This is a genomic window from Achromobacter marplatensis (genome assembly GCF_002209535.1).
Lineage (GTDB): Bacteria > Pseudomonadota > Gammaproteobacteria > Burkholderiales > Burkholderiaceae_B > Achromobacter > Achromobacter marplatensis.
In genome coordinates this window covers 1-23,227 of the sequence record NZ_NJIG01000004.1, presented here as the reverse complement: position 1 = coordinate 23,227, position 23,227 = coordinate 1, and the positions used below count along the sequence as shown (strand labels likewise).

35 protein-coding genes are annotated in these 23,227 nt (G+C 62.2%); 8 read left to right on the top strand and 27 right to left on the bottom strand.

Annotation, left to right across the window (positions count from 1 at the left end):
- Nucleotides 1-6: 6 nt before the first annotated feature.
- The 12 genes from secY to CEY09_RS10245 form a co-directional block, all read right to left on the bottom strand.
- Nucleotides 7-1,332 carry a preprotein translocase subunit SecY gene (gene secY, locus CEY09_RS10300; RefSeq protein ID WP_088588568.1) on the bottom strand — a complete coding sequence of 442 codons (1,326 nt, stop codon included), beginning with the start codon at nucleotides 1,330-1,332 and terminating at the stop codon, nucleotides 7-9.
- Nucleotides 1,333-1,346: 14 nt separating this feature from the next.
- A complete protein-coding gene (gene rplO / locus CEY09_RS10295) occupies nucleotides 1,347-1,787 on the bottom strand; it encodes a 50S ribosomal protein L15 (protein ID WP_035213993.1) in 441 nt (146 codons plus the stop codon).
- Between the two features lie 9 nt (nucleotides 1,788-1,796).
- A complete protein-coding gene (gene rpmD, locus CEY09_RS10290; protein ID WP_006216520.1) occupies nucleotides 1,797-1,982 on the bottom strand; it encodes a 50S ribosomal protein L30 in 186 nt (61 codons plus the stop codon).
- A 3-nt stretch (nucleotides 1,983-1,985) separates the two neighbouring features.
- A complete protein-coding gene (rpsE, locus tag CEY09_RS10285; RefSeq protein WP_006216521.1) occupies nucleotides 1,986-2,507 on the bottom strand; it encodes a 30S ribosomal protein S5 in 522 nt (173 codons plus the stop codon).
- Between the two features lie 15 nt (nucleotides 2,508-2,522).
- Nucleotides 2,523-2,888, bottom strand: coding sequence for a 50S ribosomal protein L18 (gene rplR / locus CEY09_RS10280; protein ID WP_006227039.1), 366 nt, complete (start codon nucleotides 2,886-2,888; stop codon nucleotides 2,523-2,525).
- Nucleotides 2,889-2,909: 21 nt separating this feature from the next.
- Entirely contained in the window at nucleotides 2,910-3,443 is a 534-nt protein-coding gene (gene rplF, locus CEY09_RS10275) for a 50S ribosomal protein L6 (RefSeq protein WP_006227038.1), read from the bottom strand.
- A 12-nt stretch (nucleotides 3,444-3,455) separates the two neighbouring features.
- Nucleotides 3,456-3,851 (bottom strand): 30S ribosomal protein S8, encoded by a 396-nt coding sequence (gene rpsH, locus CEY09_RS10270; RefSeq protein ID WP_006216525.1) that lies wholly within the window; start codon nucleotides 3,849-3,851, stop codon nucleotides 3,456-3,458.
- 10 nt (nucleotides 3,852-3,861) lie between these two features.
- A complete protein-coding gene (gene rpsN / locus CEY09_RS10265; protein ID WP_006227037.1) occupies nucleotides 3,862-4,167 on the bottom strand; it encodes a 30S ribosomal protein S14 in 306 nt (101 codons plus the stop codon).
- Between the two features lie 12 nt (nucleotides 4,168-4,179).
- Nucleotides 4,180-4,719: a 50S ribosomal protein L5 gene (rplE, locus tag CEY09_RS10260; protein ID WP_006216529.1), complete on the bottom strand. Its 540-nt coding sequence runs from the start codon at nucleotides 4,717-4,719 to the stop codon at nucleotides 4,180-4,182.
- 12 nt (nucleotides 4,720-4,731) lie between these two features.
- On the bottom strand, nucleotides 4,732-5,052 hold the full coding sequence (gene rplX, locus CEY09_RS10255; protein WP_006227036.1) for a 50S ribosomal protein L24: 321 nt from the start codon (nucleotides 5,050-5,052) through the stop codon (nucleotides 4,732-4,734).
- Between the two features lie 11 nt (nucleotides 5,053-5,063).
- A complete protein-coding gene (rplN, locus tag CEY09_RS10250; RefSeq protein WP_006216531.1) occupies nucleotides 5,064-5,432 on the bottom strand; it encodes a 50S ribosomal protein L14 in 369 nt (122 codons plus the stop codon).
- A gap of 356 nt (nucleotides 5,433-5,788) precedes the next feature.
- Complete coding sequence (locus tag CEY09_RS10245; protein WP_088588886.1) at nucleotides 5,789-6,541, bottom strand: aspartyl/asparaginyl beta-hydroxylase domain-containing protein; 753 nt, start codon at nucleotides 6,539-6,541, stop codon at nucleotides 5,789-5,791.
- 205 nt (nucleotides 6,542-6,746) lie between these two features.
- Here CEY09_RS10245 and CEY09_RS10240 point away from each other — a divergent pair, with 205 nt between their 5' ends.
- A complete protein-coding gene (locus tag CEY09_RS10240) occupies nucleotides 6,747-8,174 on the top strand; it encodes an NAD-dependent succinate-semialdehyde dehydrogenase (protein ID WP_006227034.1) in 1,428 nt (475 codons plus the stop codon).
- A gap of 73 nt (nucleotides 8,175-8,247) precedes the next feature.
- Here the strand turns inward: CEY09_RS10240 and CEY09_RS10235 are convergent, their stop codons facing one another.
- Complete coding sequence (locus tag CEY09_RS10235; RefSeq protein ID WP_088588567.1) at nucleotides 8,248-8,922, bottom strand: ArsR/SmtB family transcription factor; 675 nt, start codon at nucleotides 8,920-8,922, stop codon at nucleotides 8,248-8,250.
- 69 nt (nucleotides 8,923-8,991) lie between these two features.
- Between CEY09_RS10235 and CEY09_RS10230 the strand changes: the two genes are divergently transcribed.
- Entirely contained in the window at nucleotides 8,992-9,498 is a 507-nt protein-coding gene (locus CEY09_RS10230; RefSeq protein WP_088588566.1) for a DUF2938 domain-containing protein, read from the top strand.
- A gap of 25 nt (nucleotides 9,499-9,523) precedes the next feature.
- Here CEY09_RS10230 and CEY09_RS10225 read toward each other — a convergent pair whose 3' ends face one another.
- Nucleotides 9,524-10,483 carry a helix-turn-helix domain-containing protein gene (locus tag CEY09_RS10225; protein WP_088588565.1) on the bottom strand — a complete coding sequence of 320 codons (960 nt, stop codon included), beginning with the start codon at nucleotides 10,481-10,483 and terminating at the stop codon, nucleotides 9,524-9,526.
- Nucleotides 10,484-10,644: 161 nt separating this feature from the next.
- Between CEY09_RS10225 and CEY09_RS10220 the strand changes: the two genes are divergently transcribed.
- The 6 genes from CEY09_RS10220 to CEY09_RS10195 are packed head-to-tail and all read left to right on the top strand — an operon-like array spanning nucleotide 10,645 to nucleotide 16,363.
- Complete coding sequence (locus tag CEY09_RS10220; protein ID WP_088588564.1) at nucleotides 10,645-11,553, top strand: alpha/beta fold hydrolase; 909 nt, start codon at nucleotides 10,645-10,647, stop codon at nucleotides 11,551-11,553.
- Between the two features lie 17 nt (nucleotides 11,554-11,570).
- On the top strand, nucleotides 11,571-12,743 hold the full coding sequence (locus tag CEY09_RS10215; protein WP_006227029.1) for a substrate-binding domain-containing protein: 1,173 nt from the start codon (nucleotides 11,571-11,573) through the stop codon (nucleotides 12,741-12,743).
- A gap of 15 nt (nucleotides 12,744-12,758) precedes the next feature.
- A complete protein-coding gene (locus tag CEY09_RS10210; protein WP_088588563.1) occupies nucleotides 12,759-13,529 on the top strand; it encodes an ABC transporter ATP-binding protein in 771 nt (256 codons plus the stop codon).
- Nucleotides 13,526-14,278: an ABC transporter ATP-binding protein gene (locus CEY09_RS10205; RefSeq protein ID WP_088588562.1), complete on the top strand. Its 753-nt coding sequence runs from the start codon at nucleotides 13,526-13,528 to the stop codon at nucleotides 14,276-14,278. Before CEY09_RS10210 ends, CEY09_RS10205 begins: the two co-directional genes overlap by 4 nt.
- On the top strand, nucleotides 14,275-15,285 hold the full coding sequence (locus CEY09_RS10200; RefSeq protein ID WP_088588561.1) for a branched-chain amino acid ABC transporter permease: 1,011 nt from the start codon (nucleotides 14,275-14,277) through the stop codon (nucleotides 15,283-15,285). The genes CEY09_RS10205 and CEY09_RS10200 overlap by 4 nt, the downstream gene beginning before the upstream one ends.
- Nucleotides 15,286-15,295: 10 nt before the next feature.
- Nucleotides 15,296-16,363, top strand: a complete 1,068-nt coding sequence (locus CEY09_RS10195; RefSeq protein ID WP_088588560.1) for a branched-chain amino acid ABC transporter permease — start codon at nucleotides 15,296-15,298, stop codon at nucleotides 16,361-16,363.
- A gap of 69 nt (nucleotides 16,364-16,432) precedes the next feature.
- Here CEY09_RS10195 and CEY09_RS10190 read toward each other — a convergent pair whose 3' ends face one another.
- From CEY09_RS10190 to CEY09_RS10130, 13 genes are all read right to left on the bottom strand, one after another.
- Nucleotides 16,433-16,915: a hypothetical protein gene (locus CEY09_RS10190; protein ID WP_234818265.1), complete on the bottom strand. Its 483-nt coding sequence runs from the start codon at nucleotides 16,913-16,915 to the stop codon at nucleotides 16,433-16,435.
- 107 nt (nucleotides 16,916-17,022) lie between these two features.
- The gene (gene rpsQ / locus CEY09_RS10185; protein ID WP_006227023.1) at nucleotides 17,023-17,304 is read right to left on the bottom strand and encodes a 30S ribosomal protein S17; all 282 of its coding nucleotides are present in this window, start codon (nucleotides 17,302-17,304) and stop codon (nucleotides 17,023-17,025) included.
- 2 nt (nucleotides 17,305-17,306) lie between these two features.
- A complete protein-coding gene (rpmC, locus tag CEY09_RS10180; RefSeq protein ID WP_003806912.1) occupies nucleotides 17,307-17,498 on the bottom strand; it encodes a 50S ribosomal protein L29 in 192 nt (63 codons plus the stop codon).
- A gap of 11 nt (nucleotides 17,499-17,509) precedes the next feature.
- Entirely contained in the window at nucleotides 17,510-17,926 is a 417-nt protein-coding gene (gene rplP / locus CEY09_RS10175; RefSeq protein WP_006216552.1) for a 50S ribosomal protein L16, read from the bottom strand.
- A gap of 2 nt (nucleotides 17,927-17,928) precedes the next feature.
- Nucleotides 17,929-18,723, bottom strand: a complete 795-nt coding sequence (gene rpsC / locus CEY09_RS10170) for a 30S ribosomal protein S3 (RefSeq protein ID WP_006227022.1) — start codon at nucleotides 18,721-18,723, stop codon at nucleotides 17,929-17,931.
- A 9-nt stretch (nucleotides 18,724-18,732) separates the two neighbouring features.
- Entirely contained in the window at nucleotides 18,733-19,062 is a 330-nt protein-coding gene (gene rplV / locus CEY09_RS10165) for a 50S ribosomal protein L22 (RefSeq protein WP_006227021.1), read from the bottom strand.
- Between the two features lie 3 nt (nucleotides 19,063-19,065).
- Nucleotides 19,066-19,341, bottom strand: a complete 276-nt coding sequence (gene rpsS / locus CEY09_RS10160) for a 30S ribosomal protein S19 (RefSeq protein ID WP_006216555.1) — start codon at nucleotides 19,339-19,341, stop codon at nucleotides 19,066-19,068.
- Between the two features lie 12 nt (nucleotides 19,342-19,353).
- Complete coding sequence (rplB, locus tag CEY09_RS10155; protein ID WP_006227020.1) at nucleotides 19,354-20,181, bottom strand: 50S ribosomal protein L2; 828 nt, start codon at nucleotides 20,179-20,181, stop codon at nucleotides 19,354-19,356.
- Nucleotides 20,182-20,478: a 50S ribosomal protein L23 gene (gene rplW / locus CEY09_RS10150; RefSeq protein WP_006216557.1), complete on the bottom strand. Its 297-nt coding sequence runs from the start codon at nucleotides 20,476-20,478 to the stop codon at nucleotides 20,182-20,184. It abuts the gene before it with no gap.
- Nucleotides 20,475-21,095, bottom strand: a complete 621-nt coding sequence (gene rplD, locus CEY09_RS10145; protein WP_006216558.1) for a 50S ribosomal protein L4 — start codon at nucleotides 21,093-21,095, stop codon at nucleotides 20,475-20,477. The genes rplW and rplD overlap by 4 nt, the downstream gene beginning before the upstream one ends.
- 4 nt (nucleotides 21,096-21,099) lie before the next feature.
- Nucleotides 21,100-21,789: a 50S ribosomal protein L3 gene (rplC, locus tag CEY09_RS10140; RefSeq protein WP_006227019.1), complete on the bottom strand. Its 690-nt coding sequence runs from the start codon at nucleotides 21,787-21,789 to the stop codon at nucleotides 21,100-21,102.
- 464 nt (nucleotides 21,790-22,253) lie between these two features.
- Nucleotides 22,254-22,565, bottom strand: coding sequence for a 30S ribosomal protein S10 (gene rpsJ, locus CEY09_RS10135; RefSeq protein WP_003806903.1), 312 nt, complete (start codon nucleotides 22,563-22,565; stop codon nucleotides 22,254-22,256).
- A 74-nt stretch (nucleotides 22,566-22,639) separates the two neighbouring features.
- Nucleotides 22,640-23,227, bottom strand: a 588-nt coding sequence (locus CEY09_RS10130) for an EF-Tu C-terminal domain-related protein (protein ID WP_272938454.1), incomplete at its 5' end; no start/stop codon positions are given.

Here is a 23,227-nt window from a genome sequence, read left to right as displayed (position 1 = left end):
TTTTGCTTACCGCATCGGCAAACCCGCGCCCTTGAAGTTGGCCTTCTTGAGCAACGAGTCGTACTGGTGAGACATCATGTAGGCCTGAACCTGTGCCATGAAATCCATCGTCACCACCACAATAATCAACAGAGACGTACCACCGAAGTAGAAAGGAACGTTCCAGCGCATCACCAAGAATTCAGGCAACAGGCACACCAAAGTGATGTACAAGGCACCTGCGAGCGTCAGACGCATCAGGATCTTGTCGATGTAGCGCGCTGTTTGTTCACCCGGACGAATGCCCGGAACAAACGCACCACTCTTCTTCAGGTTGTCCGCCGTTTCGCGGCTGTTGAACACCAGAGCCGTGTAGAAAAAGCAGAAGAAAATAATCGCGACGGAGTACAGCGTGATGTAGAGCGGTTGACGAGGCGACAGGGCCGCAGCCAGGTCGCTAAGCCAGCGCATGTTCTCACTGCTGGAGAACCAGCTCGTGATCGTGGCCGGGAACAGAATGATCGACGATGCGAAGATCGGCGGAATCACCCCTGCCATGTTCAGCTTCAGCGGCAAATGCGAGCTTTGACCACCGTAGACCTTATTGCCGACCTGACGCTTGGCGTAGTTCACCGTGATCTTGCGCTGTCCGCGTTCCACGAACACCACAAAAGCGGTAACCAGCACCACCAGAGCCACGATGAACAGTGCCGAAAGCACGGACATCGCGTTGGTGCGGACCAGGTCCAACAGTGCAGCCAGCGCCGCGGGCAGACCCGCAACGATACCTGCGAAGATCAGGATGGAAATCCCGTTGCCCAGACCGCGTTCCGTAATCTGCTCACCCAGCCACATGACGAACATGGTGCCAGTGACCAGAGTCACAACGGTCGTGAAGCGAAACAGCATACCCGGATCGATCACCAGTCCCTGCTGGGACTCCAACGCTACCGAAATGCCCACTGCTTGCACCAGCGCCAGCACGACTGTGCCGTAGCGGGTGTACTGGGTAATCTTCCGACGACCGGCTTCGCCCTCTTTCTTGAGCGCTTCCAGCGACGGCACCACCACCGACATCAACTGCATGATGATGGATGCCGAAATGTACGGCATGATCCCCAGGGCAAAAATCGAGAAACGCGAGAGCGCCCCACCCGAGAACATGTTGAACAGGCCCAGGATCCCGCCCTGGTTCTGACGGAACAAGTCCGCCAGCGCATCCGGATTAATACCCGGTACGGGGATGTGTGTACCCAAACGGTAAACCACCAGGGCGAGCACCAGGAACACAAGACGGCGCTTCAAATCACCGTACCGTGCTCCGGTTTTGCCCAATGCCTGCGCGTTAGCCACTCGTCACCTCGTGATCAAGCAAGCGAGCCGCCCGCGGCTTCGATGGCGGTGCGAGCACCAGCCGTCGCGGTAATGCCCTTGAGCACGACCTTGCGCGAGAGTTCACCCGACTTGATGACCTTGGCGTAACGAACCGCCTGGCCAATCACGCCAGCCGCCTTCAGCACTTGCACATCGATTTCGTCGATGGGCAGGGCTTGCAGGTCCGACAGACGAACTTCGGCATACAGGTGTTGACCGAGCGGGGTGAAACCACGCTTGGGCAGACGACGCTGCAGCGGCATTTGACCGCCTTCGAAGCCAACCTTATGGAAACCGCCCGAGCGCGACTTCTGACCCTTGTGACCACGGCCGGCGGTTTTACCCAGACCCGAACCGATGCCACGGCCGACGCGGCGCTTGGCGTGCTTGCTGCCCTCAGCGGGCTTCAGCGAATTAAGTTGCATATCCGACATGGTGATTCCTTAGGCTTCCGAGACGGAAACGAGATAATCCACCTTACGGATCATCCCACGCACCTCGGGCGTATCGACCAGCACGCGGCTGCTGTTGATGCGACCCAAGCCCAAACCGCGAACCGTATCACGGTGCGATTGCTTGGTACCGATCACCGAGCGCACGAGGGTCACTTTGATCTGCTTCTGAGCCATGATTTACCCCAGGATTTCTTCGACCGACTTGCCGCGCTTGGCAGCAACATCGGCCGGGGTCAGGGAAGCGCGCAGACCGTTCAACGTGGCGCGAACCATGTTGTAGGGGTTGCTCGAGCCCAGGCTCTTGGCAACCACGTTACGCACACCCATCACTTCAAAAATAGCGCGCATCGGGCCGCCGGCGATAACGCCAGTACCTTCAGCAGCCGGCGAGATCAGCACGGTAGCGGCGCCATGCTTGCCAACCACGGTGTGGTGCAGCGTGCCGTTCTTCAGGGCAACCTTGAACATGCCGCGACGGGCCTGTTCCATTGCCTTCTGAACGGACACCGGCACTTCACGCGCCTTGCCCTTACCCATGCCGACGCGACCATCGCCATCGCCAACCACGGTCAGCGCGGCAAAGCTCATGGTGCGACCACCCTTGACCACTTTGCTCACGCGGTTGACCGCGATCATCTTTTCGCGGAGGCCGTCATCGTTCTCTTTTTCCGCGGCGTTCTTGCCTTGTACTTTAGCCATTTGACAGATCCTCGCTTAGAACTTCAGGCCGGCTTCACGCGCGGCATCGGCCAGCGCTTTCACGCGGCCATGGTAACGAAAGCCCGAGCGATCGAAAGCGACCAGTTCGATACCGGCAGCCTTGGCCTTTTCGGCCACGCGCTTGCCGACCAGCGTAGCAGCGGCAGTGTTGCCACCCTGACCGGTTTGGCCGGCCAGTTGCGCACGCACTTCGGCTTCCACCGTCGAGGCGCTGACCAGAACGCGATCGCCTTCCGGCGAAATGATGTTGGCGTAGATGTGCTGGTTCGAGCGGAAGACCGAGAGGCGGTGAACGCGCAGCTCGTTGATCTTCCGGCGGGTCGGAACCGCACGACGCAAACGGGAAACTTTTTTGTCCATGATTCGTCCTTGCGTGCGCCGTTATTTCTTCTTGGTTTCTTTGATGACGACGCGTTCGTCCGAGTAACGCACACCCTTGCCCTTGTAGGGTTCGGGTTCGCGGTACGCGCGGATTTCAGCGGCCATCTGACCGACGACTTGCTTGTTGGCGCCCTTGATGACGATTTCCGTCTGGGTGGGGCATTCGGCCTTGATACCGGCCGGCAACTGATGCAAAACGTCGTGCGAGAAACCGAGCTGCAGCTTAACGGCATCGCCTTGGATCGAGGCGCGGTAACCCACGCCAACCAGGGTCAGCTTGCGCTCGAAGCCCTTGCTCACGCCGGTAACCATATTGGCCACCAGAGCGCGCACGGTACCCGACATGGCATTGGCGTGACGCGTTTCGTTAGCGGCGGCAAACGTGAGCTTGCCTTCGTCCAACGCAACGGTGACGTCGCCAGTCAGGGCTTGGGTCAGGGTGCCCAGCGGGCCCTTGACAGTGATCTGATCCTGCTTGATGTCAGCTTCGACACCCTTGGGCAGTTCGACCGGATACTTAGCGATACGTGACATTAGAATTTCTCCTTAGGCCACGTAGCACAGCACTTCGCCGCCGACGCCGTTGGCGCGAGCCTTACGGTCGGTCATGACGCCGCGCGAGGTCGAAACGATAGCCACGCCCAGGCCGTTCATGACCTGAGGAATGCTGGTACGGCCCTTGTAGATACGCAGACCGGGGCGCGACACGCGTTCAATGCGCTCGATAACCGGACGGCCAGCGTAGTACTTCAGGGTGATCTCGAGCTCAGGCTTGGCCTGGGTGCCCTTGATTTCAAAGCTGTCGATGTAGCCTTCGTCTTTCAGCACAGCGGCAATTGCCGCCTTCAGCTTCGAGGAGGGCATGCTCACCGTAACTTTGTCCACTTGCTGCGCATTGCGAATGCGGGTCAGCATATCGGCGATGGGATCGCTCATGCTCATAATGTATCTCCTACCAGCTGGCCTTGGTGATGCCGGGGATTTCGCCCTTCATCGCCATTTCACGCAGTTTGTGACGCGTCAGGCCGAACTTGCGGAACACACCGCGCGGACGACCGGTGACCACGCAACGGTTACGTTGGCGCGTCGGATTGGCATTGCGCGGCAGCTGTTGCAGCTTGAGCCGAGCTTGGTAACGTTCTTCGTCGGTCTTCGACTGGTCGTCGATGATCGACTTCAACTCAGCGCGCTTGGCAGCGAACTTGTCAGCCAGCTTGGCGCGCTTGATGTCGCGATTGATGAGGGAAAGTTTAGCCACGTCATCAGCCCCTTAGTTACGGAACGGGAAGCTGAAGGCCGTCAACAGCGCCTTGGCTTCTTCGTCGGTCTTCGCGGAGGTGGTGATGCTGATGTTCAGCCCACGCAGCGCGTCGATCTTGTCGTACTCGATTTCGGGGAAAATGATCTGCTCTTTCACCCCGATGTTGTAGTTGCCGCGGCCGTCAAATGCACGACCCGAGATACCACGGAAGTCACGCACGCGAGGCAGCGCGACCGCAACGAGGCGATCCAGGAATTCGTACATGCGTTGACCACGCAGCGTGACCATGCAACCAATCGGGTAGTTTTCGCGGATCTTGAAACCGGCGATAGCCTTCTTGGTCTTCGTCACGACAGGCTTTTGGCCAGCGATCTTGGTCAGGTCCGACACCGCGTGTTCGATAACCTTCTTATCGGACACGGCTTCCGAGACACCCATGTTCAGGGTGATCTTGGTGATGCGCGGCACTTCCATGACGCTCTTGTAGCCAAACTTGGCCTGCAGGTCGCCAGCGACCTTGCTCTTGTAGAAATCTTGCAAACGAGACATGTCTATCGCCCCTTACGCCTTGGCGCCGACAACGGCACCATTGGAACGGAACACGCGGACCTTGCGACCTTCGACTTCTTGAACGCCCACGCGGTCGCCACGACCGGTTGCGGGGTTGAAGAGCGCCACATTCGAGATGTGGATCGGCATGGTCTTTTCGACAATCCCGCCCGGGTTGTTAGCCATCGGGTTGGCTTTCACGTGCTTCTTGACGATGTTGACGCCTTCGACCAGAACGTGGTCGGCATCAACACGAGCCAGCACGGTACCGCGACGCTTCTTGTCGCGGCCGGTCAGGACGATGACTTCGTCGCCTTTACGAATGTTGTTCATCGTAGGGCTCCTTACAGCACTTCCGGGGCCAACGACACGATCTTCATGAACTTCTCGGTACGCAGTTCACGCGTAACGGGTCCGAAGATGCGGGTGCCGATGGGCTCCAGCTTGGCGTTGAGCAACACGGCGGCATTGCCACCGAAACGAATCAGCGAACCGTCTTTACGGCGCACGCCCTTGGCGGTACGAACCACCACGGCATTGTAAATTTCGCCTTTCTTGACGCGTCCGCGCGGAGCCGCATCTTTGACGCTCACCTTGATGATGTCGCCGATACCGGCATAACGGCGCTTGGAGCCACCGAGCACCTTAATGCACATGACATGACGCGCACCAGTGTTATCGGCCACGTCCAGCGTGGTCTGCATTTGGATCATGATTTTTCCTGTTCCAACTTAACTGGAAATACGGTTTTCCCAATAAGGGAACACTGCAATTCCTGCCAGTTTTGGTCCCGTCAGGTCTGCCGCCCTGCTTTATGTGTTGTAGCCCTAGAGCTTTCGCCCTATCTCTACAACTGGTTGGCAACGCAACGACCCTGGGTTGAAATCCTGCGGGTATTCCCCCAACACGCCGACTAGTCTTCGAAACAACTTTCGGTTAACTGGATCGACAATCTGGGAAAGCTGATCATTCTAGCGTGGTTAAATTTTGAGCGCAAGCACTTTGTTGGAATGACGCACAAAACACCACGCCCCCTCAACGAGGGGACGGTTTTCGAGCTATCCGCCCCTTATTTGTGACGGTAAAAGCCCTTCTCCCAGGCGTCATGGTTGGCCTTGCCCCGCCGGATTTCGTCCGTCAAGGGGGCCGCCCTGAGCACCAGGCGATTCAACCATTTTACCGGAACCCGGCAGGGACGTTCAAAGTCCACGAACAACACGGCGCGCAGACCGTCCGTATCGTTGTGCACCTGGTGGGGATAGAGGTCGTCGAACACCACGGCCCGGCCCTCCCGCCAGCTGTAGCGCTCGCCCCCGACCTCGATCCAGCACCGGTCCGCCGGCTCGGGCACGACCAGCCCCAGGTGCAGGCGCAGGACGCCGTTGTACGGGCCGGTGTGCAGCGGGATCCGCTTGCCGGCCTCGAGGATCGAGAAGAAGGCGCTGCGGATGCCCGGGATCCCTTCCAGCGCCCGGGCCGTGGCCGGACAGCTGGCCAGGTTGCGTTCGGAGCGCAGGCCGTAGCCCATGAAGAGGAACGTCTTCCATTGGTCATCCGACGTGATCATGCCCACATCCGGTGATATCTCATGGAAGGCCGGCAGTTGCTGGCGTTGCGCCAGCAGCGCCGTCAGCTCGGCGCGGATGGCGGGCGTCTGGGCTTCCAGGGCGGCGATCCACGGGAACTGGCTGTTCTGGAAAATTGGCCGGTCCCCCACCAGCGACGCTTTCGCGATGCGGTGTCGCAGCCAATCGATGAAGCGGAACAACACGCGGGAGTAGATACTGGACTTGCCGGCGGGGCGCGCGTCGACGGGTTGCACGATGGGTTCGGTGATAGCTGCCAAAGATGCCCCATTGTGTCCATGCCGGCGCCGCCTTGCAAGGCGTGGGGCATAGCCCTGGCCGCCCCCGATTGGCTCCAGGTTTGCGCGCGCGAGTGGCCCTCCCTGGCGCCCACGAGCTGGTTTAGACTGGCGCGGGCGACTGCGGTCGCACTCCACTCCTATTTCGCAAGGAACGACAGGCATGTATGAACAGTTGGCGCTGTATATCGACGGCGAATTCATCTCCGGCGAGGGTAGGCGCACCCAGGACGTCATCAACCCGGCCACGCTGGAAGTGCTTGGCCAGCTGCCCCACGCTACCGAAGCGGATCTGGACCGCGCGCTAGCCGCCGCCCAACGCGCGTTCGAGTCCTGGAAGAAGTCTTCCCCCATGGACCGTTCCGCCATCCTGCGCAAGGTCGCCACGCTGTCGCGCGAGCGCGCCAAGGAGATCGGCCGCAACATGACGCTGGACCAGGGCAAGCCGCTGGCCGAAGCCGTGGGTGAAGTCACCTCCTGCGCCGAGCACGCCGACTGGCACGCCGAGGAATGCCGCCGCATCTATGGCCGCGTCGTGCCACCGCGCAACCCAGATGTGCGCCAGTTCGTCGTGCGCGAACCCATCGGCGTCTGCGCCGCGTTCACGCCCTGGAACTTCCCGTACAACCAGGCCATCCGCAAGATCGCCGCCGCGCTCGGCGCCGGTTGCACGGTGGTGCTGAAAGGCCCCGAAGATTCGCCCAGCGCCGTCATGGCCATTGCCCGCATGTTCCACGACGCCGGCTTGCCCAAGGGCTGCCTGAACATCGTCTGGGGCGAACCCGCCAAGATTTCCGACTACCTGATCCGTTCGCCGATCGTGCGCAAGGTATCGTTCACCGGTTCCGTGCCGGTGGGCAAGCAGCTGGCCGCGCTGGCCGGCGCGCACATGAAGCGCGTCACGATGGAACTGGGCGGCCATTCGCCCGTGCTGGTGTTCGATGACGCCGACGTCGAGCGCGCCGCTGAAATGCTGGCCAAGTTCAAGGTCCGCAACGCCGGTCAGGTCTGCGTGTCGCCCACTCGCTTCTACGTGCAGGAAGGCGCCTACGAGCAATTCCTGGCGCGCTTTTCCGACGTGCTGAAGAACATCAAGGTCGGCGACGGCCTGGAAGCCGGCACCGACATGGGCCCGCTGGCGCATGAGCGCCGCGTGCCCGCCATGAGCGCCTTCATTGACGACGCCAAGAAGCACGGTGGCAAAGTCGTGGTCGGCGGCGGCCCGCTGGACCGCAAGGGCTTCTTCTTCGCGCCCACGGTCGTGACGGATCTGCCCGACGATTCCATGCTGATGACCGAAGAGCCCTTCGGCCCCGTCGCACCGGTCGTGCGCTTCAAGGACACCGATGAAGTCCTGCGCCGCGCCAACAGCCTGCCCTTCGGCCTGTCGTCCTACGTGTTCACGAACTCACTGAAGACGGCGACCAAGGTCTCGAACGGCCTGGAGGCCGGCATGGTCAATATCAATCACTTCGGCAGCGCGCTAGCCGAGACGCCGTTCGGCGGCATCAAGGACAGCGGCATCGGCAGCGAAGGCGGCCTGGAAACGTTCGACGGCTACCTGGTCACGAAATTCATCACGCACATCTGACCCCGTACCCACAGTACGAAAAAGCCCCGCGATTTCCGTCGCGGGGCTTTTTTTGTCTGGGCGGTGCGGGGTTTCACGCCGGCGCGGCTTCCACCTGCAAGCCCGCCGCCTTCCACTCCGGAAAGCCGGCGTCCAGCCGGCGCGCCGCCACGCCATGCGCGCGCAACGCCGCCACGGCGTCGGTGGACAGCACGCAATACGGTCCCCGGCAATAGGCGACGACATCCGCGCCCGCGGGCAGGTCGGCCAGGCGGCGTTCCAGGTCTTCGGTCGGGATATTGATGGCGCCCGGCAAATGGCCTTGGGCGAACTCTTCAGAAGGCCGCACGTCCAGCAGCACAACGCCGCCGCTGTCCAGCATGCCCAGCAGTTCTTCAATGGAGATGCCGTCCAGGCGGTCACGCTGATGGATGCTATCTGCGATGACTTCCCGGATCTCTGCGTGCTGATGCTCGGCATAGCCGCGCAATGCGGCCAAGAGCGGCGCGATCGGCCCCGCCCCCAACCGGTACAGCACTCGCTTGCCGTCGCGCCGGGTCTGCACGAAGCCGGCACGGCGCAGGTGCTGCAAATGCTGCGAGGTATTGGCGACAGACAGCCCGGTCAGTTCGGCCAACCTTTCCACCGCGCGTTCGCCCTGCGCGATGTGTTCAAGCAGGGCCAGTCGATGGGCCTGCCCCAGGGTCTTGGCGATCTCGGCAAGCGCGTCGAAGCGCTGGGAAGGTTGAGGGCTGTCTGGGGGGTTCATTGACATCACGATAGCATCGCTCTAACATTCAATCAATAAATTGAATGTATTAAACAAGGATGCTGCCTCGTGACCCCAGCCCTGATTGAATTCCTGCAACGCGCCGTGCTGATCGGCGCGGGCGCCACGCTGGTGATGGACGTGTGGGCGCTTTTCCTCCAGCGCTGCTTCGGCATCCCATCCCTGAACTTCGCGATGGTGGGCCGGTGGATCGGGCATCTGCCCCGCGGCCGTTTTCGGCACGCGAACATCGGCCGCGCCGAACCCGTGCGCGGCGAAGCGTTGCTGGGTTGGGCCGCACATTACGGTATCGGCATCATCTTTGCCGCGATGCTGCTGAGCGTCGTGGGTGTGGCCTGGACGCAGCAACCCACGCTGGCGCCCGCCCTGCTGTTCGGCGTCCTGAGCGTGGCCGCGCCCTTCTTCATCCTGCAGCCCGGGCTGGGTGCCGGTATCGCGGCCAGCAAGACCCCGCATCCGAACACAGCGCGCCTGCGCAGCCTGATGGCGCATGCCGTATTCGGCGCCGGCCTGTACCTCACGGCGTGGATGTTGACGCACGTCCACGGGGGCTGATGCCCCGCCCGGATCCCGTCGCGCTCTAGGAACTTGCCCGCAGGTCCCGCGGCGTCATGCCGAAACGCTGCTTGAACAGGCGGCTGAAATGCGAAGGATGCGCAAAGCCCACCTGATATGCCAGCTCGGCGATGCTGCGATGGCGATGCTGAGGGCTCAGCAGCAGGTCGCGGCATTTGTCCAACCGCTGATCGAAGATGAAGGACTCGGCCGAGAGGCCGCCTGCGCGCAGGATGCGGTGCAGGTACGCCACCGATACGCCGCATCCCTGCGCCACCCGCTGCGGCGACAACGCCGGGTCGGCCAGATGCTGCCGCATGTAGGCCAGCACGCGCTGCCGGTGTGCCACGGTGACGCTGCTATCTGATTCCGACGCATGCCCCTGCCCCGACTGCACCAGGAACAGCACGATCAGGTCGATCAGGCGTTCACCCAATTCCGTCACTTCGGTGTCGGACCAGCCGTCCATGCCCTTGAACAGGTGATCCATATAGCTGGCCAGCATCGCGCCGCGCGGGGAACCATCGTCGACGCGCAGCTTGTAGAAGGCGCCGATGCGGGAATCCCTTTGCGACAGCGCACTGCGCGGGAACGACACGCTCAGGCTGCGATAGCCCGCTGCCCCCAGCGCCGTCGCCTGGTAAGGCAGGCTCTGGTTCATCAAGTAGACGCAGCCCGGCTCCACCTGGAACTCGCGGCCCAGCTGCCGCACGGCCAGCGGGCCGGCCAGCGGCAGGCCGAAGGTGTAGAACTCCTGGTCCAGCCGCGAGACGTTGCCCGCCGTGCGCTCCAGCTTCTGTCCCTGGTAGTGCAGGTCATTGAACTGCAGGCTGGCGCGGCGCGCGTAGCGCACATGCCCGGCGAAATGGGTCGGCATGCCGCCGTGGACCTCGAACGGACCGAACGCGTCCGACAGGGCCGCGCGCCATTGCTCGCGCCGGTCGGCGCCAGCGCTGGCCGAAATGGCGAATTCCGTATCGGACATGGCGCGGTCTCCTGTACGCGGCGGGAAGCGCAAATTGATCTTGCGTCTACAACTTCTTGACTCACCCTGCTCTGGGGTGGGCGGCGCATTGTGAATGCGTTTGGCAGAAGTCTATAGTCAGCCCAATAAGCACACAACCTGGACAACCCGGGAGGAGACTCATGGCACACGCGCCCGCAACGGCCGCCCGCCACACGCCCGCTTCGCGCTATCTGCGCTGCGAAGGCCGCGAGCTGCACGTGACCGAATGGGGCGACGCGGACGCGCCCCCCATCATCATGTGGCACGGCCTTGCCCGCACGGGACGCGACTTCGACGAACTGGCGAATGCGCTGGCGGACGACTACCGCATCCTCTGCCCCGACACGATCGGCCGCGGCCTGTCGCAATGGAGCCCGGACCCCGTCGCCGAGTACCAACTGGATTTCTACGCCCGCCTCGCCCGCGCTCTCGCGGACAGCCTGTCGCTTGCGCGCGTGCGTTGGGTCGGCACGTCGATGGGTGGCGCCACCGGCATGCACGCGGCCGCCACGACGCTGCGCGGCCGAATCTCGCATCTGGTCGTCAACGACATTGGCCCCGAACTGCCCCAACCCGCCATCGACCGCATCCTGGCCTACGCGGGCAACCCGCCCGCGTTCGACACTGTCACCGAACTGGAAGCCTGGTTGCGCGTCGCCTACAAGCCCTATGGATGGCAAAGCGACGAGCAATGGCGCCGCATGGCCGAAACATCGGTACGCCGATTGCCCGACGGCCGCGTCACGGCGCACTACGACCCTGCCATCGTCGGGCAATTCAGCCATCACCCCAGCGACTACAACCGCTGGAGCGGCTACGACTCCCTGCGCATGCCGGTGCTGTTGCTGCGCGGCGACGAGTCCGATCTGCTGCTGCCCGATGTCGCCCATGCGATGACGCAGCGTGGACCACGCGCAACGCGCATCGACTTCCCCGATTGCGGCCATGCACCCGCGCTGAACGTGGCGCCGCAGATCGACGCCATCCGCCGGTTCCTTGCCACGCCGGACCCCATGCATGACCACACCGCGGCCGGCCACGCCCGCTGATAACAGGAGAGACATCCATGAATCGCATTCTGCTTGCCGCGCTGGCAGCCCTTTGCATGAATTCGGCGGTCGCGGCGAAAGACTTCGTCGTCGCCCACGTGTACGACAAGACGGGCCCGCTGGAGGCCTACGCCAAACAGACGCAGAACGGCCTGATGCTGGGCCTGGAATACGCGACCCAAGGCACGATGACGGTGGCGGGCCGCAAGATCCGCGTGATTGAAAAGGACAACCAGGGCAAGCCCGACGTCGCCCGCGCGCAGCTGGCGTCCGCCTACGCGGACGACAACGCCGACATCGCCGTCGGCCCCACCTCGTCCGGCGTGGCGCTGGCCATGCTGCCGATCGCCGAAGAATACGAAAAGATCTTGCTGGTGGAACCCGCCGTGGCGGACTCCATCACGGGCGAAAAGTGGAACAAGTACATCTTCCGCACGGGTCGCAATTCGTCGCAGGATGCGATCGCCAACGCGGTGGCGTTCGACCAGGCAGGCACGTCCATCGCCATGCTGGCGCAAGACTACGCCTTTGGCCGCGACGGCGTGAAGGCCTTCAAGGGCGCGCTGAAAAACGCCAAGATCGTGCACGAGGAATATCTGCCTGCCAACGCCACCGATTTCACGGCAGGCGCCCAGCGCCTGTTCGATGCGCTGAAAGACAAGCCGGGCCGCAAGATCATCTTCATCCTGTGGGCCGGCGCGGGCAACCCGTTCAAGATCGCTGATCTGGATCCCAAACGCTTCGGCATCGAGATCGCCACGGGCGGCAACACGCTTGCCGCGATGACGCCGTTGAAGTCGTTGGCGGGCATGGAAGGCGCCACGTATTACTACTACGGCATCCCTAAGAATCCGATCAATGATTGGCTCGTTGCCGAACACCAGAAGCGCTACGGCCAGCCGCCGGACTTCTTCACCGCGGGCGGCATGTCGTCCGGGATCGCCATCGTGGCGGCGCTGAACAAGACCGCCGGCGATTCGGATACGGACAAGCTGATCAAGGCCATGGAAGGCATGAGTTTCGACACGCCCAAGGGCAAGATGACGTTCCGGCCCGAAGACCACCAGGCGATGCAATCCATGTATCACTTCCGCATCAAGAACGATCCCTCGGTGCCGTGGGCGGTGCAGGACCTGGTCAAGGAAATCACGCCCGACCAGATGACCGTGCCGATCCAGAACAAACGCTGAAGGCACGTCGCAGCAATGTTGGAAACCCAATCGCTCACGATCCGTTTCGGCGGGCACGTGGCCGTCAATGACGTCAGCTGCAGTTATGCGCCTGGCACGCTGACGGCCATCGTCGGCCCGAACGGCGCGGGCAAGACCACCTACTTCAACTTGATCTCGGGCCAGTTGCGCGCAAGCGCCGGGTCGGTGCGGCTGAATGGCCGGGACCTGACGTCGCTGTCGGCGCCGGCACGCATGCACGCCGGCCTGGGCCGCGCGTTCCAGCTGACGCAGTTGTTCCCACGTTTGTCGGTGCACGAGAACGTGCGCTTGGCGCTGCAATCGCGCCAGCAGGGCATGAGCTGGCGCCAGATCCGCTTCTGGCGCACCTGGGACGATGATCGCCAGCTTTTGGCCCGCGCGGATGCCTTGCTCGAACGCACCCGCTTGTCCGCACGACGCGACCACGCCGCCGCGGACCTGCCGCATGGCGACCAGCGCAAGCTGGAAATCGCGATGCTCATCGCGCTGGAACCGCAGGTGTTCATGTTCGATGAACCGACCGCCGGCATGAGCGTGGACGACGTGCCGGTGGTGCTGGAACTGATCCGCGAGATCAAGAACGATCCGACCAAGACGATTCTGCTGGTGGAGCACAAGATGGATGTGGTGCGCGAATTGGCCGACCGCATCGTCGTGCTGCACAATGGCCAACTGATGGCCGACGGCGACCCCGCCACCGTCATCGCCTCGCCCATCGTGCAGCAGGCCTATCTGGGCATGAGCCCGACGGAGACGCCAGCATGAGCGCCCCGATGCTGCTGGAACTGCAAGGGGTGCATACCCACATCGGTGCGTATCACATCCTGCACGGCGTCGACCTGGCGGTGCCGTCTGCGGGCGTCACCATGCTGCTGGGCCGCAACGGCGCCGGCAAGACCACCACGCTGCGCACGATCATGGGATTGTGGCGGGCCTCGCAAGGCCAGGTAACGTTTGACGGCACCCCCATCGGCGGACCCGGCACACGCAAATCGCCGCCCGACATGGCGCGCATGGGCATGGCCTATGTGCCCGAGAACATGGGCATCTTTGCGGACTTGTCGGTGAAGGAAAACATCTTGCTCGCCGCGCGGCAGGCGCGCAGCGCAGACCAGCTCGACACGGCACGGCTGGAATGGATCTTCGGTTTCTTCCCTGCACTCAAAAAATTCTGGCTGCATCCGGCCGGCAAGCTGTCGGGCGGACAGAAGCAGATGCTGGCGGTGGCGCGCGCCATCATCGAACCGCGCCGGCTGCTGCTGATCGACGAGCCCAGCAAGGGTCTTGCGCCCGCCATCATCCAGAACATGATCGACGCCTTCCTCGAACTCAAGGAAGCGTCCACCACCATCCTGCTGGTCGAGCAGAACTTCAACTTCGCGCAGCAGGTCGGCGACCACGTCGCGATCATGGACAACGGCCGCGTCGTCCATGCGGGCAGCATGCGCGAGCTTGCACAAGACGAAGCATTACAGACACGCCTGCTTGGGCTGTCGTTGGGAAGCCATCAATGAGCACCCTGGATATCGATACCCCGCTGCCCCGCACACGCGCGGACCTGCGCCCCGTACTGCTGGTCGCCGCGCTGGCCGCCATCGCGTTGCCGCTGGTGGGTTCCTTTTCGACCTGGGTCACGCTGACGCTCGCGGGCCTGGCGATGGGCATGATCATTTTCATCGTGGCCTCGGGCATGACGCTGGTGTTCGGTTTGATGGACGTCCTGAACTTCGGGCATGGCCTCTTCATCGCCATCGGCGCCTATATGGCCGCGACGGTGCTGGGCGGCATGGCCGACTGGACCCAGACGGGCAGCCTGTGGATGAACCTGGCCGCCGTGCTGCCGGCCATGATCGTGGGCATGCTGGTGGCGGGCGCCGTGGGCCTGGCGTTCGAACGCGTGATCGTGCGGCCGGTGTACGGCCAGCATCTGAAGCAGATCCTGATCACCATGGGCGGCATGATCATCGGAGAAGAGATCATCAAGATGATTTGGGGTCCGCAGACCCTGTCCCTGCCGCTGCCCGAGGCGTTACGCGGCGCATTCCTGCTGGGGGATGCGGCGATCGAGAAGTTCCGGATCGTGGCGCTGGCCGTCGGCATCCTGGTGCTGGGCGGCATGCTGTGGCTGCTGAACCGCACCAAGCTGGGCCTGTTGATCCGCGCCGGCGTGGAAGACCGCGAGATGGTGGAAAGCCTTGGTTACCGCATCCGGCACCTGTTCGTCGGTGTGTTCGTCGCCGGGTCGATGCTCGCCGGGCTGGGCGGCGTGCTGTGGGGCATGTATCAGCAGTCGGTGGTGCCGCAGTTGGGTGCACAGGTGAACGTGCTGATCTTCATCGTCATCATGATCGGCGGGCTGGGGTCGACGGTCGGTTGCCTGATCGGGGCGCTGCTGGTCGGGCTGATGGCCAACTACACCGGATTCCTCTTGCCCAAAGCCGCCCTGTTCTCAAATATCGCGCTGATGGTCGCCATCCTGTTGTGGCGCCCACAAGGCGTCTATCCGGTCACGAACCGCTAGGAGCGCCGACATGTCTTTCCGCTTGCTCTCCGGCGACCCGCCGCGCAGCACCTTCCTGGCGCTCGTGCTGATTGCCGTCGTCGCCCTGCTTGCCGCAGCGCCGTTTCTCTTTCCCGGTCCCAAATCGCTGGCCGTGGCCGCCAAGATCCTGGTGTTCGTGATTCTTGTCGCCAGCTACGACCTGCTGCTGGGCTACACCGGCATCGTGAGCTTCGCGCACACCATGTTCTTCGGCATCGGCGCCTACGGCGTGGCGATCGCCAGCATCCGGATGGAGCCAGGCTGGACCGCGGTGTTCGCGGGCGTCGGTGGCGCGTTGGTCGTGTCGCTGGCGTTCGCCCTGTTGATCGGGCTGGCCAGCCTGCGCGTACGCGCGATCTTCTACGCCATGATCACGCTGGCGGTCGCGGCTGCGTTCCAGACGCTGGTGTCGCAGCTATCTGACCTGACGGGCGGCGAAGACGGCCTGAACTTCAAAGTGCCCCAGATGCTGCGCCCGGCGTTCCGGCCGCTGTCGGAACCCCTGTTCGGCGTGACGATCGACGGCCGCATCATCACTTACTACCTGATCGCCGCGGTCTGCGCCGTGTTGTTCCTGATGTTGCTGCGCATCGTGAATTCGCCGTTCGGCCGCGTGCTGCAAGCCATTCGCGAAAACCCCTTCCGCGCCGAAGCCATCGGGTATCGCACGGTGCTGTACCGTAGCCTGTCGAACCTGCTGGCGGCCGCCTTCGCCACGCTGGCCGGTGCCATGTACGCGCTTTGGCTGCGCTACAACGGGCCGGACACCTCGCTGTCGTTCGAGATCATGCTGAACATCCTGCTGATGCTGGTGATCGGCGGTATGGGCACCATGTATGGCGCCGTGGTGGGCGCGAGCCTGTTCGTGTTCGCGCAAAGCTATCTGCAGGACGGCCTGCACGTGATCCACGATGCCGTCTCCGGCGTGGCGCCGCTGGCCCTGCTGTTCGAGCCGGACCGCTGGCTGCTATGGCTGGGCATCCTGTTCGTGGTGTCGGTGTACTACTTCCCGACGGGCATCGCGGGACGGTTGCGCGAACTGGCGCGGCGACATTGATTCCGTCGGCGGGGCCGCGCGCGGCACCAGGGCGCAATAGGCCGTCCTACTCCCGCCCTACTTCCCGCCCTACTTCCCGCTCTGCCGCAGCGTGTCGGCTTCGCGCCGCAGGCCGTCCACCCGCCGCTGCATCTCATCGATCTTGCCGCGGTCCAGTTGCGAGCCGGCCGGCGTCGGCGCCAGGGGCTTCATCGTCGAGCCCGTGTTCAACGGCATCATGGCCGGCGGCGCCGTCGCGGCATCCACGGGCTTCTGGTTAAGCAACCGTTCAAGCAACATCAGTTGATTGCGCTGCGCCTGCAGCGCTTGCTCTTGCGAGGCCAGCGCCTGCTCATCCTCGTTGTCCGTGCCGAAAATGGCGGCGTGGTCCGGTGACCCGGCGGGAAGCTTGACGCGCGGCTCGGGCCCCGCATTCAAGACGTTCTTGCCCGCACGCGGGTCATCCACCGGCGAGGCCGCCGTGACGTCCGCGCCCGGATCGCGCTGCGCCACGGCGGCGCCAGCCGCGCATAGCGCAACGCCAAGCACGCCGGCCTTGACGGTGCTGCGCATGATGTCATTTACCCGCATCGGCATAGATCTCAAAGGCGAAAAAAAACGGCAAGGGGTTTAGCCCTTGCCGTTTTATATCAGAACGGCGAACCGTTCCGACGTACTACTTAGATGATACGTGCGGCTTCAACCAGACGCACCACACGCCACGACTTCGAGCGCGAGATGGGACGGCCTTCAGCGATTTCAACCGTATCGCCTTCGTTGAATTGGTTCGATTCGTCGTGTGCCTTGTACTTCGCGGAGCGCACGATGATCTTGCCGAAGATGGGGTGCTTGACGCGGCGCTCAACGAGCACAACGACAGTCTTGTCCATCTTGTTGCTGACGACCTTGCCAACCAGCGTACGCTGGCGCTTGGCCACTTGGGTGTTTTGAGTTTCGCTCATGTTTATTTCCCTGCCTTCTCGGTCAGCAAGGTACGAACGCGCGCGATGTCGCGACGCACGTTGCGCAGCTGGCTGGTGTTGGCCAGTTGCTGCGTGGCCTTCTGCATACGCAGACCGAATTGTGCCTTCAGCAGGCTTTCGAGCTCTTTGCCGAGCTCGGCGGCGTCTTTCGAACGGAGTTCGCTAGCTTTCATGTTAGTACTCCTTAAGCACCGATATGACGCGCGACGAACGTGGTCGAAATCGGCAGCTTGGCAGCGGCCAGGCGGAAAGCTTCACGCGCGATCTCTTCGCTCACACCTTCCATTTCGTAGAGCACTTTGCCGGGCTGAATTTCAGCGACCCAGTACTCAGGATTGCCCTTACCGTTACCCATACGGACTTCGGCGGGCTTCTGCGAGATGGGCTTATCCGGGAAAATGCGAATCCAGATACGGCCGCCACGCTTGATGTGACGATTGATAGCACGACGAGCGGCTTCGATCTGGCGAGCGGTCAGACGGCCACGGCCGGTGGCCTTCAGACCGAATTCGCCGAACGACACGTGGGTACCACGGGTCGCCAGACCGGTGTTGCGGCCCTTCTGCTCTTTGCGATACTTTCTGCGAGAGGGTTGCAGCATGGTTATTCTCCTTCAGGCGCCGGAGCAGCGTCCGCCTTGCGGGGACCACCACGACCACGGCCACCCGGACGACCGGTGCGAGCACCGTCCGGACGATCACCACGCGGAGCGCGGCGCGGACGACGTTCTTCTTCGCGCGGGGCAGCGGTTTCCGGCGGCAATTCGCCGTTGGCCAGCATGTCGCCCTTATAGACCCAGACCTTGATGCCGATCACGCCATAGGTCGTGTGGGCTTCGGAGGTGCCGTAGTCGATATTGGCCTTGAGGGTGTGCAGCGGCACACGGCCTTCGCGATACCACTCGGTGCGGGCAATTTCGATACCGTTCAGACGGCCGGCGCTCATGATCTTGATGCCTTGGGCACCCAGACGCATTGCGTTCTGCATCGCGCGCTTCATTGCGCGACGGAACATGATGCGCTTCTCGAGCTGTTGCGAGATCGAGTCGGCGATCAGTTGAGCATCGGTTTCCGGCTTGCGGATTTCTTCGATGTTGACGTGCACGGGCACGCCCATCAGACGCTGCAGATCAGCCTTCAGGCTTTCGATGTCTTCGCCGCGCTTGCCGATCACCACGCCCGGACGAGCCGAGTAGACGGTGATGCGGGCATTCTTGGCCGGACGCTCGATGATCACGCGACCAACGGAGGCGCTCTTGAGCTTCTTCTTCAGGTACTCGCGAACGCGAATGTCTTCGGCAAGCATCGTGCCGAAGGCCTTGTCGTCGGCGAACCAACGCGAGGACCAATTACGGGTGACCGCGAGACGGAACCCAGTGGGGTGAATTTTCTGACCCATCGTGACTCCTTAAGCTCCGACCTTGACCGTGATGTGGCAGGTCTGCTTCTCGATACGGTTGCCGCGGCCCTTGGCGCGAGCGGAGAAGCGCTTCATCGACTGAGCCTTGTCCACAAAAATCGTGGTGACTTTCAGTTCGTCGATATCGGCGCCGTCGTTGTGCTCGGCGTTGGCGATGGCGGACTCGACAGCCTTCTTCAGGATGACGGCAGCCTTCTTCGGCGAGAAGGTGAGGATCTCCAGCGCACGGCCGACCTTCTGACCACGGATCAAGTCCGCAACCAGACGGGTCTTCTGTGCCGAGATGTGCACCCCACGGATAATGGCAGTAGTTTCCATCGCTTACCTCTTCGCCTTCTTGTCCGCAGCGTGGCCCTTGAACGTACGGGTCAGCGCGAACTCGCCCAGCTTGTGACCGACCATGTTCTCGTTGATGTACACGGGGACATGCTGCTTGCCGTTGTGCACAGCGATCGTCAGACCGATGAACTCGGGCAGGATCGTGGAACGACGCGACCAGGTCTTGATCGGCTTCTTGTCTTTGCCCGCGACGGCCGTGTCCACCTTTTTGATCAGGTGAGCATCGACAAACGGGCCTTTCTTGATCGAACGTGACATAGTGTTCGCCTCTTACTTGCGCTTGCGCCGTTGGACGATCATATTGTTCGTCCGCTTGTTGCGACGGGTCTTGAAACCCTTCGCCGGAGTACCCCACGGGCTGACCGGTTCGCGTGCTTCACCGGTACGGCCTTCACCGCCACCGTGCGGGTGATCCACCGGGTTCATGGCAACGCCACGGACCGTCGGGCGGATACCACGCCAACGCATTGCACCGGCCTTGCCGATTTGGCGCAGGCTGTGTTCTTCGTTACCGACTTCACCAATGGTGGCGCGGCATTCGATGTGCACACGGCGGACTTCACCCGAGCGCAGACGAACCTGAGCGTAGATGCCTTCGCGAGCCAGCAGGACGGCGGAAGCGCCAGCCGAGCGGACCATCTGAGCACCCTTGCCAGGCAGCATTTCGACGCAGTGAATCGTCGTACCCACCGGGATGTTGCGGATCGGCAGGGTGTTGCCGGCGCGGATCGGGGCTTCGATACCCGACAGCACAGTGGCACCCACTTCCAGACCACGCGGAGCAATGATGTAACGACGTTCGCCGTCGGCGTAGCACAGCAGAGCGATGTGCGCCGTACGGTTGGGGTCATATTCCAGACGCTCAACCTTCGCCGGGATACCGTCCTTGTCACGACGGAAGTCGACCAAGCGGTAGTGTTGCTTGTGACCGCCGCCACGATGGCGGATCGTGATGTGACCGTTGTTGTTACGGCCAGAACCACGGGTCTTCTTTTCCAGCAGCGGCGCGTAGGGCTCACCCTTGTGCAGGTTGGGACTGACAACCTTCACCATGCCACGGCGGCCGGCCGAAGTCGGCTTAACTTTTACGAGGGCCATTTACTTCACCTCCGCAAAGTCGATTTCCTGGCCGTCCTTGAGCGACACGTAAGCCTTGCGCTCATTACGGCGACGGCCAACGAATCGGCCAAAGCGCTTGACTTTGCCCTTACGGTTGAGGACCTGCACGGACTCGACCTGCACCTTGAAGAGCAGTTCGACGGCAGCCTTGATTTCCGGCTTGGTAGCGTCAGCCACGACACGGAAAGCGACTTGCTGATTCTTCTCAGCGACGAACGTGGCCTTTTCGGTCACGATCGGAGCCAGAATGACTTGCATCAAGCGTTCAGCGTTCATCCCAGCATCTCCTCGAGTTGAGCGATGGCCGGCTTGGTGATCAGCACTTTCTTGTAGTGGACCAGCGACAACGGATCGGCATAACGGGGCTCGACAACAGCAACGTGCGGCAGGTTGCGGGTGGCGAGGTAAACATTCTCATCAACGCTGTCGGTGATGATCAGGACGGAGTCCAGGCCCAGGCTCTTCAGCTTTGCAGCAGCAGCCTTGGTCTTGGGCGATTCCAGATCAAACGATTCGACAACAGCGATGCGGTCTTCACGAGCCAGTTGCGACAGGATCGAACGGATCCCGGCGCGGTACATCTTCTTGTTGACCTTCTGGCTGAAGTTCTCTTCGGGCGAGTTCGGGAAAATCCGACCACCGCCACGCCACAGCGGCGACGAAGTCATACCAGCGCGTGCGCGGCCGGTACCCTTCTGGCGCCAGGGCTTCTTGGTCGAGTGCTTAACTTCGGCACGATCCTTCTGAGCGCGGTTGCCGGCACGGGCATTGGCTTGGAAAGCCACCACGATCTGATGAATCAGCGCTTCGTTGAAGTCACGGCCGAAGATCGTATCGGGCGCGCTGAACGTAGCAGCGGCCTGACCTTGGTCGTTCAGGAGCTTGAGATCCATTTACTTACGCTCCCTTCTTGGCCGGGGCCTTGATGGCCGGGCGCACGACGATGTCGGCGCCAGCGTGGCCGGGGACAGCGCCCTTGACCAGCAGCAGGCCACGCTCAACGTCAACGCGAACGACGTCGAGGTTTTGAACGGTGCGGGTGACATCACCCAGGTGACCAGCCATGCGCTTACCCGGGAAAATACGGCCCGGATCTTGTGCTTGACCAATCGAGCCGGGAACGCGGTGCGAACGGGAGTTACCGTGCGAAGCGCGTTGCGAGCCGAAGTGGTGACGCTTGATGGTACCGGCGAAGCCTTTACCAATGGTCGTGCCCGTCACGTCGACCTGTTGGCCGGCTTCGAACACGGATTCCACAGCGATCACGGTACCGGCTGCAAATTCAGCAGCGCGAGCGGGATCCAGGCGGAATTCTTTGAGGATGCTACCGGCTTCAACGCCGGCTTTGGCGTAGTGGCCCGTTTGCGGCTGAACCACACGCGAGGCACGACGAGTGCCATAAGTCACTTGGATCGCGGCGTAGCCGTCGGTTTCCTGCGACTTAACTTGGGTCACGCGGTTGTTCGACACGTCCAGCACGGTCACCGGGATGGATTCACCTTCCTCGGTAAAAATGCGGGTCATGCCGACCTTGCGACCCACCAGCCCCAGCCGATGAGCGGCGGGCGTGGGTGTCGAATTCGACATCGTTTTCTCCATTCCCGACTGCGATTGGTCGGGGCTAATCGGGCAAAAGGTAACGGCCTTTGCCCTACGACTATGTTCAACCTGGGTCGGGGAGTAATTTGGGGGGATCAGTTGGGTTTTAGCCCATCCCGCCATCCCGTTCCCATAGTCAGTCTTGCCACAAAATGGCAAGCTTGGCATATTAGCATGATTTTTTCAGTCAGCACAAGCACTTAGCCCGTTTCGGACGTGTGCGGAGCGGCAGTTTTGCCACAGTATGGCAAGGCGCCGCCAGCGACCTTGAAAACAGGTCCCTGCTGGGACAGTGAGCGCCCGCTAACTTGCGGACCGGGCCGCGAAAGTCCGGACGCCATGCCTGGGGCGGATCTCCGCCAGGTGCCGCTGAAAAAACAAAATGGCCGCACTCCCAGGGGAATACGGCCACTTTTCGAGCCTACCGGCGAAGGTAGCAGGCTCGGTACGCCTTACTGCAGCGCGATTTCGACGTCGACGCCGGCCGGCAGGTCCAGACGCATCAGAGCGTCAACGGTCTTGTCGGTGGGATCAACGATGTCCATCAAGCGCTGATGGGTACGGATTTCGAACTGGTCACGCGACGTCTTGTTGACGTGCGGCGAACGCAGAACGTCATAGCGACGGATACGCGTGGGCAGCGGCACCGGGCCGCGGACAACGGCGCCGGTACGCTTGGCGGTGTCGACGATTTCAGCGGCCGATTGATCGATCAGCTTGTAATCGAAGGCTTTCAAGCGGATACGGATCTTTTGGTTTTTCATGGCGTTTCCTAAAGAACGAGAGGCGAAGGCGACGATGCGCCCTCGCTGATTGTTTGCTGCTTAAGTGATCCGAATTACTTCAGGATCTTGGCGACGACGCCGGCGCCGACGGTACGACCGCCTTCACGGATGGCGAAACGCAGGCCTTCTTCCATGGCGATGGGAGCCAACAGCTTGACCGTCATGGCCACGTTGTCGCCCGGCAGAACCATTTCCTTGTCGGCCGGCAGCTCGATCGTGCCCGTCACGTCCGTCGTGCGGAAGTAGAACTGGGGACGATAGCCTTGGAAGAACGGAGTGTGACGGCCGCCTTCTTCCTTGGACAGGATGTACACCTCGGACGTGAAATCCGTGTGCGGGGTGATCGAGCCCGGCTTGGCCAGAACTTGGCCGCGCTGGACGTCTTCACGCTTGGTGCCGCGCAGCAGGATGCCCACGTTGTCGCCAGCTTGACCTTGGTCGAGCAGCTTGCGGAACATTTCAACGCCCGTGCAAGTCGTCTTGACCGTCGGAACCAGACCGACGATTTCGATTTCTTCGCCGACCTTGACCACGCCGCGTTCGATACGGCCGGTCACCACGGTGCCACGACCCGAGATCGAGAACACGTCTTCAACCGGCATCAGGAACGCGCCGTCAACGGCACGCTCAGGCGTCGGGAT

What these genes read in the sequence shown, in the direction of transcription:
- CEY09_RS10210 (WP_088588563.1), top strand. Translation starts at nt 12,759, where the DNA reads ATGTTGGAAACCCAATCGCTCACGATCCGTTTCGGCGGGCACGTGGCC.
- rpmC (WP_003806912.1), bottom strand. Translation starts at nt 17,498, where the DNA reads ATGAAAGCTAGCGAACTCCGTTCGAAAGACGCCGCCGAGCTCGGCAAA.
- rpsS (WP_006216555.1), bottom strand. Translation starts at nt 19,341, where the DNA reads ATGTCACGTTCGATCAAGAAAGGCCCGTTTGTCGATGCTCACCTGATC.
- rplR (WP_006227039.1), bottom strand. Translation starts at nt 2,888, where the DNA reads ATGGACAAAAAAGTTTCCCGTTTGCGTCGTGCGGTTCCGACCCGCCGG.
- rplC (WP_006227019.1), bottom strand. Translation starts at nt 21,789, where the DNA reads ATGTCGAATTCGACACCCACGCCCGCCGCTCATCGGCTGGGGCTGGTG.
- rplP (WP_006216552.1), bottom strand. Translation starts at nt 17,926, where the DNA reads ATGCTGCAACCCTCTCGCAGAAAGTATCGCAAAGAGCAGAAGGGCCGC.
- rpsC (WP_006227022.1), bottom strand. Translation starts at nt 18,723, where the DNA reads ATGGGTCAGAAAATTCACCCCACTGGGTTCCGTCTCGCGGTCACCCGT.
- rplB (WP_006227020.1), bottom strand. Translation starts at nt 20,181, where the DNA reads ATGGCCCTCGTAAAAGTTAAGCCGACTTCGGCCGGCCGCCGTGGCATG.
- rplO (WP_035213993.1), bottom strand. Translation starts at nt 1,787, where the DNA reads ATGTCGGATATGCAACTTAATTCGCTGAAGCCCGCTGAGGGCAGCAAG.
- rplD (WP_006216558.1), bottom strand. Translation starts at nt 21,095, where the DNA reads ATGGATCTCAAGCTCCTGAACGACCAAGGTCAGGCCGCTGCTACGTTC.
- rplX (WP_006227036.1), bottom strand. Translation starts at nt 5,052, where the DNA reads ATGAACAACATTCGTAAAGGCGACGAAGTCATCGTCCTGACCGGCCGC.
- CEY09_RS10195 (WP_088588560.1), top strand. Translation starts at nt 15,296, where the DNA reads ATGTCTTTCCGCTTGCTCTCCGGCGACCCGCCGCGCAGCACCTTCCTG.
- rpsJ (WP_003806903.1), bottom strand. Translation starts at nt 22,565, where the DNA reads ATGAAAAACCAAAAGATCCGTATCCGCTTGAAAGCCTTCGATTACAAG.
- rplW (WP_006216557.1), bottom strand. Translation starts at nt 20,478, where the DNA reads ATGAACGCTGAACGCTTGATGCAAGTCATTCTGGCTCCGATCGTGACC.
- rplE (WP_006216529.1), bottom strand. Translation starts at nt 4,719, where the DNA reads ATGTCTCGTTTGCAAGATTTCTACAAGAGCAAGGTCGCTGGCGACCTG.
- CEY09_RS10235 (WP_088588567.1), bottom strand. Translation starts at nt 8,922, where the DNA reads ATGAACCCCCCAGACAGCCCTCAACCTTCCCAGCGCTTCGACGCGCTT.
- rpsQ (WP_006227023.1), bottom strand. Translation starts at nt 17,304, where the DNA reads ATGAGCGAAACTCAAAACACCCAAGTGGCCAAGCGCCAGCGTACGCTG.
- CEY09_RS10220 (WP_088588564.1), top strand. Translation starts at nt 10,645, where the DNA reads ATGGCACACGCGCCCGCAACGGCCGCCCGCCACACGCCCGCTTCGCGC.
- rpmD (WP_006216520.1), bottom strand. Translation starts at nt 1,982, where the DNA reads ATGGCTCAGAAGCAGATCAAAGTGACCCTCGTGCGCTCGGTGATCGGT.
- rplF (WP_006227038.1), bottom strand. Translation starts at nt 3,443, where the DNA reads ATGTCACGTATCGCTAAGTATCCGGTCGAACTGCCCAAGGGTGTCGAA.
- CEY09_RS10190 (WP_234818265.1), bottom strand. Translation starts at nt 16,915, where the DNA reads ATGCGCAGCACCGTCAAGGCCGGCGTGCTTGGCGTTGCGCTATGCGCG.
- rplN (WP_006216531.1), bottom strand. Translation starts at nt 5,432, where the DNA reads ATGATCCAAATGCAGACCACGCTGGACGTGGCCGATAACACTGGTGCG.
- rplV (WP_006227021.1), bottom strand. Translation starts at nt 19,062, where the DNA reads ATGGAAACTACTGCCATTATCCGTGGGGTGCACATCTCGGCACAGAAG.
- CEY09_RS10215 (WP_006227029.1), top strand. Translation starts at nt 11,571, where the DNA reads ATGAATCGCATTCTGCTTGCCGCGCTGGCAGCCCTTTGCATGAATTCG.
- CEY09_RS10205 (WP_088588562.1), top strand. Translation starts at nt 13,526, where the DNA reads ATGAGCGCCCCGATGCTGCTGGAACTGCAAGGGGTGCATACCCACATC.
- CEY09_RS10225 (WP_088588565.1), bottom strand. Translation starts at nt 10,483, where the DNA reads ATGTCCGATACGGAATTCGCCATTTCGGCCAGCGCTGGCGCCGACCGG.
- rpsH (WP_006216525.1), bottom strand. Translation starts at nt 3,851, where the DNA reads ATGAGCATGAGCGATCCCATCGCCGATATGCTGACCCGCATTCGCAAT.
- CEY09_RS10200 (WP_088588561.1), top strand. Translation starts at nt 14,275, where the DNA reads ATGAGCACCCTGGATATCGATACCCCGCTGCCCCGCACACGCGCGGAC.
- CEY09_RS10240 (WP_006227034.1), top strand. Translation starts at nt 6,747, where the DNA reads ATGTATGAACAGTTGGCGCTGTATATCGACGGCGAATTCATCTCCGGC.
- rpsE (WP_006216521.1), bottom strand. Translation starts at nt 2,507, where the DNA reads ATGGCTAAAGTACAAGGCAAGAACGCCGCGGAAAAAGAGAACGATGAC.